Source organism: Neobacillus sp. NPDC093127 (assembly GCF_044754175.1).
Taxonomy (GTDB): Bacteria; Bacillota; Bacilli; order Bacillales; family Cytobacillaceae; genus Neobacillus.
Window position 1 is genome coordinate 177,308 of sequence record NZ_JBIVOP010000004.1, and the last position, 14,300, is coordinate 191,607.

The window sequence follows — 14,300 nt, forward strand, 5'->3', positions numbered from 1 at the left end:
TTCATTCTTTGATTTTATTTTTAGAGATAAAATCATGAATGTGCTTGAAAACTTCCTTCGCAGTATCAATGGACGCTAACGTATCACCTTTTATCTCTAATCCATGGTCAGCCTTGGGAATGACGACCGTACTGACATGTTCATTATTTTTCAGGGAAGAAATCCGTTCTTCAATATAATGATGGTCTTCATCCCCGATTACACAAAGGGAAGGCAGCTCAGTTTTCAATAACGCATCATATACAGCGTCAATTTTCAAAAGCGGGGTTAACCAAATTCCGATCGCATTTTTGATGAAATTCCGTTGATTCCATTCATTAGCCATCGGAATCGTGCCAATCGATTTACTTAATACAAAGCACTGTTCATATTTGGTATCCTTCAGAACCTCTGCGACAACCGCTTTCACATCTTCGTACATCCACCTATCTTGCTCTGTATCGTTAAGCTTTTTAAAATGTTCATTTTTTGCAAAGTTATAATTGATATGAAGAACATCCACATTTTGATTCAAACATACTCCAGTAGCATAATGGAATAGCGGCCGCTCTGTAGAGTAACCTAGTCCTGGCAGCATGATGCAAATGTTTTTATTTGGTTGTTCACCGCGAATCCACGTATAGGGGATGGTGGATTGTTCATTTCTTTCAACTTTGCCTTCCGTAATTTGATACATTTGCTTCACCTCTTTGGGGAGTCTGTAAATTTGAATTCTGCAATTTTGCCACTTTCTAAAAAGCCGATATTTTGATAAACCTTATTGGAGTCAGGATTTTTAAGGTCTGCATACAGCATCGGAACTAGTTTCTCAGATTCAATGATTACACACAGCTCTGCTACAAGTGCGCTTGCGTAGCCCTTTTTCCGTTGTGAAATCGGGGTAAATACTGAATTAATCCGTGCATGTCTTGGGGAGCGATGAGAAATATTCGCCATCGATACCGGCTGACCATCAACGATCCAAAGATATAGATTTCCTGTTTGTATCATGGTCTCCGCCTTGGCTGCCTGGGTATTCGGTTCAACAGCTGTCCCAAAAGCATCTCTTAAGAATCCTGCTAGATATTCTGCGACGGTATCCACATCCTGCAATGTAGCTGTTTGGATTTTACCTGGAACATTTTCAGGCTTGATTACCTTTGGACAATAATAGGATTCCATTACCATTTCGGTTTCGTATTGAAGATGATTCTTTTTTGAAAAAACGTCCGCAAACAGCGCAGCAGTCTCAGGTTCTCCGGTTACCCCGGGAAGTGGAACCCCTTTAAGATGGTTGACCAATTCCTGAATAATGTAATTCCGTTCCTCGGCCGTCATCTGTTTTGAAATCCATAACCAGCCACTATGCCCCGGTGTTTGGGCAAAAATCATTTTCCCATCTTGCGTTTTGCAGGATAAAGTATCACTGCCTTCAGTGATTCGATGAAACAGATTGAATTGTACCTCGTCAGATTCAAAGGCACTACCTTTGGCAATTGCCTCATCATTTGAGTCAAGTCTTGAAAACATATTCTCGTCCTCTCAGGGGAAAATAACATATTATTTTCCGGTAATTTTTATCCTAAAAGCTTTTTTACTTACTGGATGTTGATTTCACTGTGTTTGAAAAATAAACGGGAAAATTCCGTTTAAATTGGGAAAAACCCATATTTCCTTAAAAATAAAGGAAGTTTTTCCGTTTATATTATCCAAATCGTTGGATTTTGCCTTATTTAGAGCAGTTAATCGGAAATTCTCCGCTTATATCTGCTTCTTTAGCTTCCTCTGTCTACATTAGCCGGAAATTCTCCGCCTATTAATTCTCATTCCTACGCGAAACTCAACAATGAATAATAACAGAACCAATTTTAAAATACCGAAATGTCACAGTACCCGTCTTCTAATTTTTTCCCACCTTACGGGCAATGTTTTGCGACCGCGACGGCTCTTTTTCCCGCTCCTTGGGCACAATTATTCTTTTTTGTGACCGTGACGTCTCTTTTTTCCCGCTCCACGGGCACAATTATTCTTTTTTGTGACATGACGACTTTTTTTTCCGCTCCACGGGCACAATTATTCTTTTTTGCGACCGCGACGGCTCTTTTTCCCGCTCCTTGGGCACAATTATTCTTTTTTGTGACCGTGACGACTCTTTTTCCCGCTCCACGGGCACAATTATTCTTTTTTGTGACCGCGCCGACTTTTTTTCCCGCTCCACGGGCACAATTATTCTTTTTTGTGTCCGCGCCGGCTCTTTTTCCCGCTCACGGGCACTAACGGCACTTCAAAGATCCTATTTTATTCATTCGGCCCAAAAACCCGGTCGCGGATATCCCGGGCACCAGGGTCTCGTTTCTCAATTCGCTTTTCTAAAGTTTCTCTCATGCCTGGTGCAAGCAATTCACAACAAGCAAGCTCCCGCATCTCCACAAAATTTTGCTGTTTAGCATGAATAATTTGATTGCATTTTTGGATGGTCCACTGGGGATAGGGCCGGTCCACTAAAGTTAATATTTGCTCCGATTCCCACATACCCCTCTTTTAAAACCCGGAAATACCAGCCGGTCAATCCAGTTTTCTGTAGTAATAGTGCTAAGTTTTTAACCTTAAACCGGCGCGCCGGTTTCCAGCAAGGCTGTCTGGGCTGTGAAACTTGAATAACCGCCTCGCCAATTTGAAAGGTATCGCCAATCGCAATTGATTCTTCATTTACATTGGCCATGACCAAATTTTCACCCATACCGCCGGATGTTATCTCTGAAATACCTAATTCTGATTGCCAGTATCGATAATTTTCAAACGAATAGGCGAAAACGGCCTTTTCTGGTCCGCCGTGATGTTTCAAATCACCTTGTCCGTCGCCTGCTAAACCCGTTCTGCCCACCCAGACTGGTCCTTCGGCAGGCTCTTTAAAAATTGCGCTAGTCCATTCCCGCTCCATTGGATTTACCGCTTCTTTATTACCGACTGTTTTTGGTAAGCCAACAAATACTTGTTTTAATAAGAAATCCATTTAATTTCCTCCTATAAAATCGCACCGATTTAATTAAATTCGGCAAAAAGGATAAACATCCCTTCTTGGGTACCACAATTTATCATGAGCTATTGTTTTTTAGAAATAATAAATTTTATAAAAGCGGTTGCATTTTCAAAAATCTGTTTTATAATACTTGTATACAAGTATCCTAGTTTAATTTAGGAAGGTGGTTTAATGACAGAATCGACGGAATTTCTTTATCCACAAAAGTGGCTTTCAAAAGCCTCCACCGGTGATCGTGTCACCTGCGAGCTTAGAATGCAGATCATTTCGGGCAGGATTGAAAGCGGAACCATTCTATCAGAAAATAAATTGGCTGCCGATTTTGAGGTAAGCCGGTCACCGATTCGTGAAGCATTAAAAGTTTTGGCATCTGAAAATTTGATTCGCTTAGAAAGAATGGGTGCCGTTGTCATTGGGTTAAAAGAGAAAGAAATAGAGGAAATTTATGATGTTCGTTTACTTATAGAAACCTTTGTCTTTGAACGGCTTGTAAAAATAGACACAAAAGGGGTAGTAAGGGAACTAAGCAAAATACTCGAAATGATGAAAGTCGCTATCAAATATCAGGATCCCGATGAGTTCTCTTATCAAGATGTCTTATTCCATGAAACGATTATACGGACGATCAATCATTCCTACATTATGATGATCTGGAATAATGTAAAACCCGTTATGGAAGCTCTCATTCTTTTATCGATGCGCAATCGTTTCGAGGAAAAATACGAAGACTTTGCACGGATTGTGAAAAATCATCAGCTCTATATTGAAGCGATCGATACAAAAAATAGAGACCTGATGATTCAATCCCTACATCAAAACTTTGATGATGTTCAAGGGAAAGTAGAAGACCTTTGGCTGTCACAACAAATGCTATCTAAAGGAGTAGACCCGGAAAAATGACCAGCAATATGTTAGGTGTAGACATCGGTACAACAAGTACGAAAGCCGTTTTATTTACTGAAAAAGGCGGCGTCATTCAACAAGAGAATATCGGTTACCCCCTTTACACACCTGATATTTCGACAGCTGAACAGGATCCAGAAGAGATTTTTCAAGCTGTCGTACAAGCGATTTCGAAAATAATGAAACAACATTCTCAAAAAGAAATATCATTCATTTCATTTAGTAGTGCGATGCATAGTGTCATTGCCGTTGATGAAAATGACCAGCCGCTGACACCCTGTATCACCTGGGCAGATAATCGCAGTGAAGCATGGGCCCACAAAATAAAAGATGAATTAAATGGTCATGAAGTCTATAAAAGAACGGGGACACCGATTCACCCCATGTCACCATTAAGCAAGATTGCTTGGATTGTGAATGAACGTCCTGAAATAGCCGCCAAAACAAAAAAATATATTGGAATTAAAGAATATATCTTTAAAAAATTCTTTAATCAATATGTTGTCGATTATTCTCTTGCTTCGGCGATGGGTATGATGAATTTAAAAGGCTTGGATTGGGATGTAGAAGCATTAGAAATTGCAGGTGTAACACGTGACCAATTATCAAAACTGGTACCAACAACCGCGATTTTTAAAAACTGCGATCCTGAATTAGCGAAACAAATGGGGATTGATCCACAAACTCCCTTTGTCATTGGCGCAAGTGATGGCGTACTCTCCAATTTAGGTGTGAATGCGATTAAGAAAGGCGAGGTCGCGATCACAATTGGGACAAGCGGTGCGATTCGAACCATTATTGACCAGCCGCAAACAGACGAAAAAGGACGATTATTCTGTTATGCATTAACGGAAAAGCATTGGGTCATTGGCGGTCCTGTCAACAACGGTGGAATGGTCCTTCGCTGGATTCGAGACGAATTCGCAGCTGCAGAAGTAGAAACTGCAAAAAGACTTGGAATTGATCCATATGAAGTATTAACCAAGATCGCAGAACGCGTAAGACCTGGCGCCGATGGATTACTATTCCATCCATATCTGGCTGGTGAGCGTGCACCATTATGGAATCCGGACGTACGAGGCTCATTTTTTGGGTTAACGCTGTCACATAAGAAAGAACACATGATTCGAGCTTCCTTAGAAGGCGTCATTTACAATTTATACACGGTGTTCCTAGCATTAATTGAGAGCATGGATGGCCCTGTGACCCGTATTCAAGCCACTGGAGGCTTCGCTAGATCCGAAGTATGGCGTCAGATGATGTCTGATATTTTTGAATCTGAAGTAGTCGTTCCGGAAAGCTATGAGAGTTCGTGTTTAGGTGCTTGTATTTTGGGTCTATATGCATTAGGAAAAATTGAGTCCTTTGATGTAGCTTCGGAAATGATTGGCAGCACTCACAAACATACTCCTAAGGAAGATGCAGCAAAGGAATATAGACAATTAGTGCCAATCTTTATTAATTTATCTAGAGTATTAGAAGAAGATTATACAATGATCGCCAACTATCAAAGAAGCTTACTAAATAAAAATATATAAATTATTGGGGGAATTATCATGCCATTAGTTATTGTAGCGATTGGAATTTTAGCATTACTGGTTTTAATCATGGGGTTCAAATTAAACACCTTTGTTTCACTTATCATTGTCTCATTCGGTGTGGCAATCGCACTTGGAATGAAATTAGACGAAGTCATTTCAACGATAGAAGCTGGATTAGGCGGGACACTTGGTCATATCGCACTTATCTTCGGACTTGGTGCAATGCTGGGTAAATTAATTGCAGATTCAGGCGGCGCGCAGCGAATTGCGATGACTCTAGTTAACAAATTTGGCGAAAAAAATATTCAGTGGGCTGTCGTAGCTGCTTCGTTCATCATTGGAATCGCTTTATTCTTTGAAGTAGGACTCGTTTTATTAATCCCAATCGTATTTGCCATTTCTAAACAATTAAAAGTTTCGATTCTCTATCTCGGTATTCCAATGGGAGCAGCTTTATCTGTGACCCACGGTTTCTTGCCGCCGCATCCAGGACCAACCACCATTGCAGGTGAATTTGGTGCAGATCTTGGTCAAGTATTACTTTATGGTTTTATTATCGCTATTCCAACTGTCATTATTGCTGGACCTTTATTTACAAAGCTTGCTAAAAAATTAGTGCCGGCATCATTTACAAAAACTGGTGATATCGCTTCTTTAGGCGAACAAAAGACATTTAAACTTGAAGATACTCCAGGGTTTGGAATCAGTGTATTTACCGCAATGCTTCCTGTTATTTTAATGTCGATTGCTACCATTATTACTTTACTGCAAAAAACAATCGGATTTGCAGATAATACGTTACTAGCCATTATTCGTTTTGTTGGCGGCGCATCCCCTGCCATGGTCATCTCTTTATTAGTTGCCATTTATACAATGGGATTAGCAAGAAATATTCCGATTAAATCAGTAATGGATTCTTGTTCAACAGCTATCTCACATATCGGGATGATGCTGTTAATCATCGGCGGAGGCGGTGCCTTCAAACAAGTATTAATAAATGGCGGTGTAGGTGACTATGTCGCAGAATTATTTAAAGGGACTAACATCTCACCAATTTTACTTGCCTGGATCATCGCTGCTATTTTACGGATTTCCTTAGGGTCCGCTACCGTTGCGGCTTTAACAACTGCTGGTATGGTTATCCCAATGTTAGGCCAATCAGACGTTAACCTGGCATTAGTCGTGCTTGCTACAGGTGCTGGTAGTTTAATAGCCTCACACGTAAATGATGCTGGATTCTGGATGTTTAAAGAGTATTTCGGTTTAAGCATGAAAGAAACATTCGCAACCTGGACCTTACTTGAGACGATTATTTCAGTAGCTGGATTAGGATTTGTTCTATTACTAAGTTTATTCGTATAAGTAAAAATATTCAGCAGCGGTTTTATAGTCCAATGCTGGTTAAGCAAAGGGCAGTAGAGTCCCCGCTCATTTCTTAGATTCCTCTAAGGAATGAAGTGGTGGTTATACTGCCCTTTCATTTTTGTTCATTAGCAAAAAAGACTTGTTACCAAAAGGTGAATCCATTTCCTTACGAATATTTGTGTAGTTTCGATACAAAATACAGATTAGACTCAAATGTTTTTATCGATAACTGAAGGGCTTCCTATTTCCTATCCTTTGTTGATGTCCAAGGCTAGGGACCAGGGAGAAAATGGGTGAATGGCTATGAAAAGGTTTAATAAAGGAAAGTTCATTTTATTCCTAAAAATTTTATTTCCAATGATTTTGTTAGGACTTGCCGTTTATGAAATCAAAAAATTTACTGGAAATGTTAATGTTCAATTGCTTCGTCATGAAGTTAGTCAGTTGCATTTTGCCAAGCTGCTCTTGATTCTATTGATCACTTTTTGCGCTATTTCTCCGATGATTTTTTATGATGTATTGTTAACAAAAATATTAGCGATTAAAGTACCGTTAAAAGAACTGATGAAAAAATCTTTTATTGCGAATACCTTTGCAAACTTCATTGGGTTTGGAGGTTTGGCTGGTGCTACACTAAGAGCTTATTCCTATCATGAATATGAAACAAATAAAAAGAGACTGTTGAAGATCATTGCTTCTGTTTCCTTTTACTTCCTTACCGGTATCTCTTTGCTTGCCTGGATTGTCCTAGTTGGATATAGAGGATTCCCTCTCTTTCATGATAAAAAATGGCTATTTTGGGCCTGCTTAGTGGTAAGTTTATATTTGCCAGTTTTTTTCGTCGTCTATCTTATTCAGCGGAAAAAAGCGGCGGAATTCATTATCGATTGGGGAATGGCATTAAGACTACTCTTCGTTTCTTTATTTGAATGGATCGCCATTTTTCTTGTATTTTGGCTATTATGTCTGATATTGAGTATTCCTATTGATTTAGCTCATCTTGTGCCTGTATTTCTTGTTGCATCATGCGCCGGTATCATTAGTATGATTCCTGGAGGTTTTGGCTCCTTTGACCTGGTTTTCCTTTTGGGAACTCAGTCCTTGAGGGTTCCGGATGAAAAGGTGGTTATCCTGCTACTGTTTTATCGTATCTGCTATTTTATCCTTCCATTTTTAGTAGGACTAGTGTTATTCATTAAGGATTTTTGGAACAAATGGAATAAATCGTGGAACAATGTGCCTGATGCCATCCTTGCGAGGACTAGCCACATCCTTTTAACCCTTTTGGTCTTTCTATCAGGACTTGTTTTGCTTCTTTCAGCAGCTGTCCCGGGAATTATCGGAAGGCTCAAGATTGCGCAAGAATTTTTATCGTTTCCAATCATGAATATTTCGCATCAACTCTCCGTTGCAACTGGATTTATCCTGCTAGGTTTATCCCGTGGTATTCAATACAAGGAGAAAAGGGCATACAATCTAACGATGGTCGTTTTAATTCTTGCCGCCTTATTCACTTTCTTAAAGGGATTTGATTATGAAGAGGCATTGTATCTTTTAATTGTTGTCGTGCTCTTGAGAGCTTCCAAAAAGCGGTTTTACAGAGAGCGTTTTGTCTTGAGCTGGGGCAAAACTATTTTTGACATCCTTATGTTTGTAGTGATTACCTTTATGTTTGTATTAATCGGCTATCTCAATTTGCCTTCCTCCGAAATAAAAGTGAACCCAAGGCTATCCCCCTATCTGATTAAAGACTATCGTGATCTATTTAAAAGTGCGTTAATAGGCTTGTTTTTCGCCATGGTCCTATTTTCCATCGGCTATTTGTTTAAACGCAATAAAAAATGGGAGCTGAAGCCCTCCCGTTCTCAAGAAGATAAAATAATCAAACATTTGGATCATTTTAATGGAACGGTCCTAACCCATTTAATCTTTTTACATGATAAATATATTTATTGGAATAAAACGGACAACGTCATGTTTGCCTATCAAGTATACGCAGACAAGCTCGTGGTCCTCGGTGACCCTGTTGGAGACCGTGACGAAATGCCACTTGCGATAGAAGAATTCCGAGAAACAGCAGATCTTCATGGATATACCCCTGTTTTTTACGAAGTCAGCGAGAGAATGCTCCCTAATCTGCACGAAAACGGTTATGACTTTTTTAAGCTTGGTGAGGAGGCTTATGTTGACTTAAACAGCTTTTCCTTTAGTGGGAAAAAAATGAAAGGGGCCCGGGCAGTAAAAAACAAGTTTGAACGTGAGAATTATCAGTTTGAGATTGTAACCCCACCCTTTCAGGCTGATTTCTTGAAGGAACTTAAGGAAATATCTGATGACTGGCTTCAGGGAAGAACGGAAAAAGGCTTTTCCCTCGGTTTTTTTGATGCGGATTACCTCAATAAAGCTGAAATTGCCGTTGTTAGAGCAAATGGAACTGAGATTCTTGGATTTGTCAGCTTAATGCCCGTTTATAATCAAAAACAGACGATTTCGTTGGACTTAATGCGATTTGGGAAGGATGCGCCAAATGGAACAATGGACTTTGTTTTTCTCTCATTATTTGAATGGGCAAAAGAACAAGGGTATAAATACTTTAATATCGGCATGGCACCATTATCAAATGTAGGTTTGTCCAAGTTTTCCTTTTTAAGTGAAAAAGTAGCTTCACAAATATTTTTACATGGACAATTTTTCTATTCCTTTCAAGGTTTAAGAAAATTCAAAGATAAATATGCCGATATGTGGCTTCCAAAATACTTAGCTCATCGAAAGAAAACTTCCTTGCCTATTACGATGGCACAAATCACTTTATTGATCGGGAAGAAAAGAAAAAATGGAGAGGGATAGACGGAAAGAAAGATTGGCTTTTTTTGAGCCAATCTTTCTATTTGCACGGATCTAATTTGTACTTTATAAAGTGACATCTTATTCATTTGGTTTACCATCGATATGGGCATTTCGCAGCAAACGTAACATCTCTAACACAAGGATATTTAAACCTAACCAAACTCCGCCAAATATATATTCGACTACGATATCGCTAGGATCTTGAACACCAAAAAAGATACGACTGACTGCTATAAGAAGTAATAAAAGAAGTGTTCCTGCAGCGGCATTTGAATGAACACGTTCTTTACATGTGTGACGCACGAACACAAAGACAGCAAAACCATAGATGACAAACGCCATTAGCGGCCGCTCGCTTGGAAATTTATGAAACAAGCGTGCCGCCGAAGTTTGCTCGGGGAGTGTCAAGCTATGAAATAGCCTTATCAAGCTTTCTTCATATAATTCTCCACCTGAAATAATCAGCAGCCATGCTAATAATTCAAGTACTTTGTTCCTTCCTTTCCATATAATCCACAAAAATGAACAAGCACATATACTAAATAGGACTTTAGAATTGTCCATGAAAGCGAATATCTGCATAAAAGGAGTCCATTCCTGACCAAAAATTGATGGAACCAAAATGGTTATCGTTTCATCGAATTCCTGAAACTCATTGGTCAACAAACTTTGGATGACTTCGATCAACAGGACACTTAACACAAGTGTGATGACAACAATGCAAACAATAAATATCCCTGTTCGTCTTCTTGACTTCAATAATTTCATCATTCTGTTAATCCCTAAGATTGCTGCACCTTTAATTTGTTCTTTCTTCCTTCGGTATAGATAAACAATTACCAAAATGAACAGAGCAATCATGATGCCAATTAATAGATATTTTTTAATGGATGCATGGAATTGCTCCCATTTTGGTCCAAGTACCTTACCTAGCGAAATAAAAGTGGCTACCCAAATAAATGCACCACTGTAGGCATATAAAGCATATGTACGCATTTTAAGACGTGTAATCCCTGAAAAATAACCAGTGAAATGTCTTACTCCAGGGATAAAAAAGGCAATAATCAGCAATTTGTTGCCATACTTACTAAACCATTTTGAGGTGTTTTCCAAACGTTCTGGACCCAGATGGAATTTCCTGCCGTATTTATCAAAAAAAACTGTACCAAATTTTGATCCAATCCAATAAGCAATCGTCATTCCAATTGAACTAGCCACACCAGCAACGAAAATGCTGGTGAACCAACCCAGATGTCCCTGGTAGACAAGAAACCCAGTGTAACTCATAATGAGCTCACCCGGCAGCGGGAGTGCTAGCAGTTCAAGTAAAAGCGCGATAAATAACAATACATATCCATACTGATCCATATAAGTTGTAATCACACCCACAGACAGCCCTCACTTTTATTATTATATATAAAGTATTTTCTATTTTTTAATATTAATTAATACTTTCAAATCCATTCAATTTTCATTATGATAGGGGATATGAAAAAGTTTGAAGGGGAATGTTTATGTGGGGTAAACTACGAAACTGGATGGAGAAAATGTCACCAGCTCAGGTTATTTCTAGCTATTATTTATTGGCAGTAACAGTATCCATACTGTTATTTAGTATCCCGGCAGTTCGTAAACCTGGGGTCGAATTATCTTTTATAGATACAGTCTTCACAGCTGTCAGTGTGGTCAGTGATACAGGTTTGAGTGTGTTTAACATTTCGGAAACGTATAGCGTATTTGGGTATTTTATTATTATGCTCGTATTGCAATTCGGTGGTATTGGCATTATGGCCATTAGCACCTTTTTCTGGATTCTTTTGGGCAGGAAAATTGGATTGCGTGAACGCCGCCTCATCATGGTTGACAATAATCAGTTCGCATTATCGGGTCTCGTTCTATTAGTGAAAGAAATTATCAAGATTATTCTCCTTATTGAGCTTATAGGGGCACTCATTCTCGGATTTTATTTCTTACAGTATTATCCAACTTGGAAAGAAGCTTTTCTTCACGGCTTGTTTACATCCGTTAGCGCGACAACAAATGCCGGAATGGATATAACTGGTGAGTCACTTGCCCCTTATGCAAAAGATTATTTTGTTCAGTTAATCAATATTACGCAAATCATTCTTGGTGCCATAGGGTTCCCTGTCTTAATTGAAGTAAAGCATTATTTACTTCGTAAAAAGACGGAGCTTGGGCATCCATTCCGCTTTTCTTTATTTGCAAAGTTGACAACATTAACATATGGAATCCTTCTTATTCTTGGGACAATCCTTATTTTTCTCTTGGAATTTCAACACTACTTCAAGGGTATGGGTTGGCTTGACAGCTTTTTCTATTCCTTTTTCCAGGCAGCTACCACGAGAAGCGCCGGGCTGACAACCTTGGATATCAATGATCTTTCGAGGCCAACACTCTTGATCATGAGTGTTTTCATGTTTATTGGCGGCTCTCCGAATTCCGTAGGTGGAGGAATCCGAACAACAACATTTGCGTTAAACATCCTATTTATTTATCATTTTGCCAGAGGAAATCGTGAAATCAAACTCTTTAACCGCGAGCTTCATCCGGATGATATTATGAAATCATTTGCCATTACATTTCTAGCTATTGGTATGTGCTTAATATCGGTTATAGCATTAAGCATATCCGATAGCCAGCATGAGCTTATTGCCATATTTTTAGAAGTATGTTCTGCCTTTGGAACGGTTGGTTTATCTCTAGGGATTACCCCCGACCTTAGCATTTTTGGAAAATTCGTTTTGATGATGTTAATGTTCATTGGAAGAATCGGTTTAACATCTTTCTTATTTATTATTGGTGGTAGTAATAAGAAATCAAACTATAATTATCCAAAAGAAAGAGTAATTATCGGTTAATTGAAACCTCCGGGAGCCATTGGGGCTCCCGGAAAGATGTTAAATTTCACTTCTTCCGCTGCTAATTACGATAAGTAGTAAAAAACACCTTGCATTCGCAAGGTGTTCTGTGTCGTAATATTAGGCTGCTTTTTGTTCATGAGAATCATTAAGCTTATGGCCTTCCCATTTTGTAATAACAATCGCTGCGAGGGAGTTTCCGACAATGTTTACACATGTACGTGCCATGTCAAGAATCCGGTCAATTCCAGCAATAAATGCTAGTCCTTCTACAGGAATTCCAACACTTCCTAATGTGGCAAGAAGCACTACAAAGGATACACCCGGAACGCCGGCAATCCCTTTGGAAGTTAGCATCAAAACAAGAACTAACGTGATTTGATGCCCGATAGTCAAATCAATTCCATACATTTGGGCAATAAACAATGCCGCAATTGCTTGGTATAAGGTTGATCCATCAAGATTAAAAGAATACCCCGTTGGAATGACAAAGGATGTAATTGCCTTCGGACAACCGATCTTCTCCATCTTTTCCATAATTTTCGGAAGGACAGTCTCTGAACTTGCGGTTGTATAACCTAAAATTAGTTCGTCTTTCAAGTAACGGATGAGCTTAAAAATATTAAATCCAACAATTTTTGCCGTTAATCCAAGAACAACTAGAATGAAAAAAATCATCGATCCGTAAACGACAAGGACCAATTTCCCGAGCGGAATTAACGAAGAGATACCAAATTTTGAAACAGTTACACCAATTAAAGCAAATACACCAAAAGGGGCAAGCTTCATGATTTGGTTAGTGACATAGAACATCGCATCGGCCGTTCCTCTAAAGAAATTGAGAATCGGCAGTCCTTTCTCACCAATCGCCGCCACACCAAGTCCAAACATGATGGAAAAGAAAATAATTGCTAACATATCGCCATTTGCTAATGACTGAATGATATTGGTAGGAACTATATTCACAACTGTGTCAATCATCGAATGTGACTCTGTTTGTTCCGCAGTATGGACGTAACTATTTATATCCGTTTTTGTCAGTTTGGACCGATCGACTCCGGCACCTGGCTGAAACACATTCCCGGCAAGAAGCCCAACAAGGATGGCGACTGTGGTAATGATTTCAAAATAAAGCAGGGTTTTCCCGCCTAGCTTACCCAATGACTTCATATCACCGACGCCTGCAACACCGACAATTAGGCTGGAAACAACGATTGGTACAACAATCATTTTAATTAAACGAATAAAGATATCTCCAATTGGCTGGAGGTAACTTGCCACATGTGGATTGCCATAAAAAACTGCACCCACAATAATACCGAGAGCCAGTCCAATAAAAATCTGCCACGCTAAACTAATCTTCTTCATCTACACTTCCCCTTTTTAAAATATATTAAAGTTGATAACAATGAACAATCACCTTAGATGCTGTAGACTAATGCACATTCATCTTTATTAAGATTTACTATTTTAAAAATAAAAATCTTAGTGGAAAATACTTCATTTTTGTTAGATGCTTGTATAATAAATCTGACTTTTCAAGACATTCACACCACTTAATCAAACTTTTGATTTTTTAGGTTATTTTTTTAGAATAACATGTTTGACCAAAAAGGAAAATAGTAAAATTTACTTACCCTCAACTTGGTTCCTCTAACGAAATAAAAATCACAATAAAAAAGCAGGGGCTATTCCATTTTATTTATGGATGAGCCCCTGCCCTTATGATGGTTCCAATCAATCTGA

The 14,300-nt window shown here is 38.9% G+C and carries 11 protein-coding genes; 5 read left to right on the top strand and 6 right to left on the bottom strand.

Annotation, left to right across the window (positions count from 1 at the left end):
• Position 1: 1 nt before the first annotated feature.
• The 4 genes from ACIQCO_RS07795 to ACIQCO_RS07810 form a co-directional block, all read right to left on the bottom strand.
• On the bottom strand, positions 2–676 hold the full coding sequence (locus ACIQCO_RS07795) for an alpha/beta family hydrolase (protein ID WP_400427245.1): 675 nt from the start codon (positions 674–676) through the stop codon (positions 2–4).
• A gap of 5 nt (positions 677–681) precedes the next feature.
• Positions 682–1,509 (bottom strand): GNAT family N-acetyltransferase, encoded by an 828-nt coding sequence (locus ACIQCO_RS07800; protein WP_400427246.1) that lies wholly within the window; start codon positions 1,507–1,509, stop codon positions 682–684.
• Positions 1,510–2,277: 768 nt separating this feature from the next.
• Positions 2,278–2,403 carry a hypothetical protein gene (locus tag ACIQCO_RS07805; RefSeq protein ID WP_400427446.1) on the bottom strand — a complete coding sequence of 42 codons (126 nt, stop codon included), beginning with the start codon at positions 2,401–2,403 and terminating at the stop codon, positions 2,278–2,280.
• A 19-nt stretch (positions 2,404–2,422) separates the two neighbouring features.
• Positions 2,423–2,992, bottom strand: a complete 570-nt coding sequence (locus ACIQCO_RS07810; RefSeq protein WP_400427247.1) for an MOSC domain-containing protein — start codon at positions 2,990–2,992, stop codon at positions 2,423–2,425.
• A gap of 198 nt (positions 2,993–3,190) precedes the next feature.
• Here ACIQCO_RS07810 and ACIQCO_RS07815 point away from each other — a divergent pair, with 198 nt between their 5' ends.
• The 4 genes from ACIQCO_RS07815 (at position 3,191) to mprF (ending at position 9,675) form a co-directional block, all read left to right on the top strand.
• Entirely contained in the window at positions 3,191–3,919 is a 729-nt protein-coding gene (locus ACIQCO_RS07815; protein WP_400427248.1) for a GntR family transcriptional regulator, read from the top strand.
• Complete coding sequence (gntK, locus tag ACIQCO_RS07820; protein ID WP_400427250.1) at positions 3,916–5,460, top strand: gluconokinase; 1,545 nt, start codon at positions 3,916–3,918, stop codon at positions 5,458–5,460. The genes ACIQCO_RS07815 and gntK overlap by 4 nt, the downstream gene beginning before the upstream one ends.
• A gap of 18 nt (positions 5,461–5,478) precedes the next feature.
• A complete protein-coding gene (locus tag ACIQCO_RS07825; protein WP_400427252.1) occupies positions 5,479–6,825 on the top strand; it encodes a GntP family permease in 1,347 nt (448 codons plus the stop codon).
• Positions 6,826–7,131: 306 nt separating this feature from the next.
• Entirely contained in the window at positions 7,132–9,675 is a 2,544-nt protein-coding gene (gene mprF, locus ACIQCO_RS07830; RefSeq protein ID WP_400427253.1) for a bifunctional lysylphosphatidylglycerol flippase/synthetase MprF, read from the top strand.
• A 78-nt stretch (positions 9,676–9,753) separates the two neighbouring features.
• Here the strand turns inward: mprF and ACIQCO_RS07835 are convergent, their stop codons facing one another.
• On the bottom strand, positions 9,754–11,064 hold the full coding sequence (locus ACIQCO_RS07835; RefSeq protein ID WP_400427255.1) for a VTT domain-containing protein: 1,311 nt from the start codon (positions 11,062–11,064) through the stop codon (positions 9,754–9,756).
• A 125-nt stretch (positions 11,065–11,189) separates the two neighbouring features.
• Here ACIQCO_RS07835 and ACIQCO_RS07840 point away from each other — a divergent pair, with 125 nt between their 5' ends.
• Positions 11,190–12,554, top strand: coding sequence for a TrkH family potassium uptake protein (locus tag ACIQCO_RS07840; RefSeq protein WP_400427256.1), 1,365 nt, complete (start codon positions 11,190–11,192; stop codon positions 12,552–12,554).
• A 120-nt stretch (positions 12,555–12,674) separates the two neighbouring features.
• Here ACIQCO_RS07840 and ACIQCO_RS07845 read toward each other — a convergent pair whose 3' ends face one another.
• Entirely contained in the window at positions 12,675–13,922 is a 1,248-nt protein-coding gene (locus ACIQCO_RS07845) for a cation:dicarboxylate symporter family transporter (protein ID WP_400427257.1), read from the bottom strand.
• Positions 13,923–14,300: the final 378 nt, after the last annotated feature.

Bases quoted from the DNA above. Each gene is read 5' to 3' on its own strand.
- gntK (WP_400427250.1), top strand. From the start codon at position 3,916: ATGACCAGCAATATGTTAGGTGTAGACATCGGTACAACAAGTACGAAA.
- ACIQCO_RS07805 (WP_400427446.1), bottom strand. From the start codon at position 2,403: ATGCGGGAGCTTGCTTGTTGTGAATTGCTTGCACCAGGCATGAGAGAA.
- ACIQCO_RS07810 (WP_400427247.1), bottom strand. From the start codon at position 2,992: ATGGATTTCTTATTAAAACAAGTATTTGTTGGCTTACCAAAAACAGTC.
- ACIQCO_RS07800 (WP_400427246.1), bottom strand. From the start codon at position 1,509: ATGTTTTCAAGACTTGACTCAAATGATGAGGCAATTGCCAAAGGTAGT.
- ACIQCO_RS07815 (WP_400427248.1), top strand. From the start codon at position 3,191: ATGACAGAATCGACGGAATTTCTTTATCCACAAAAGTGGCTTTCAAAA.
- ACIQCO_RS07795 (WP_400427245.1), bottom strand. From the start codon at position 676: ATGTATCAAATTACGGAAGGCAAAGTTGAAAGAAATGAACAATCCACC.
- ACIQCO_RS07825 (WP_400427252.1), top strand. From the start codon at position 5,479: ATGCCATTAGTTATTGTAGCGATTGGAATTTTAGCATTACTGGTTTTA.
- ACIQCO_RS07845 (WP_400427257.1), bottom strand. From the start codon at position 13,922: ATGAAGAAGATTAGTTTAGCGTGGCAGATTTTTATTGGACTGGCTCTC.
- mprF (WP_400427253.1), top strand. From the start codon at position 7,132: ATGAAAAGGTTTAATAAAGGAAAGTTCATTTTATTCCTAAAAATTTTA.
- ACIQCO_RS07840 (WP_400427256.1), top strand. From the start codon at position 11,190: ATGTGGGGTAAACTACGAAACTGGATGGAGAAAATGTCACCAGCTCAG.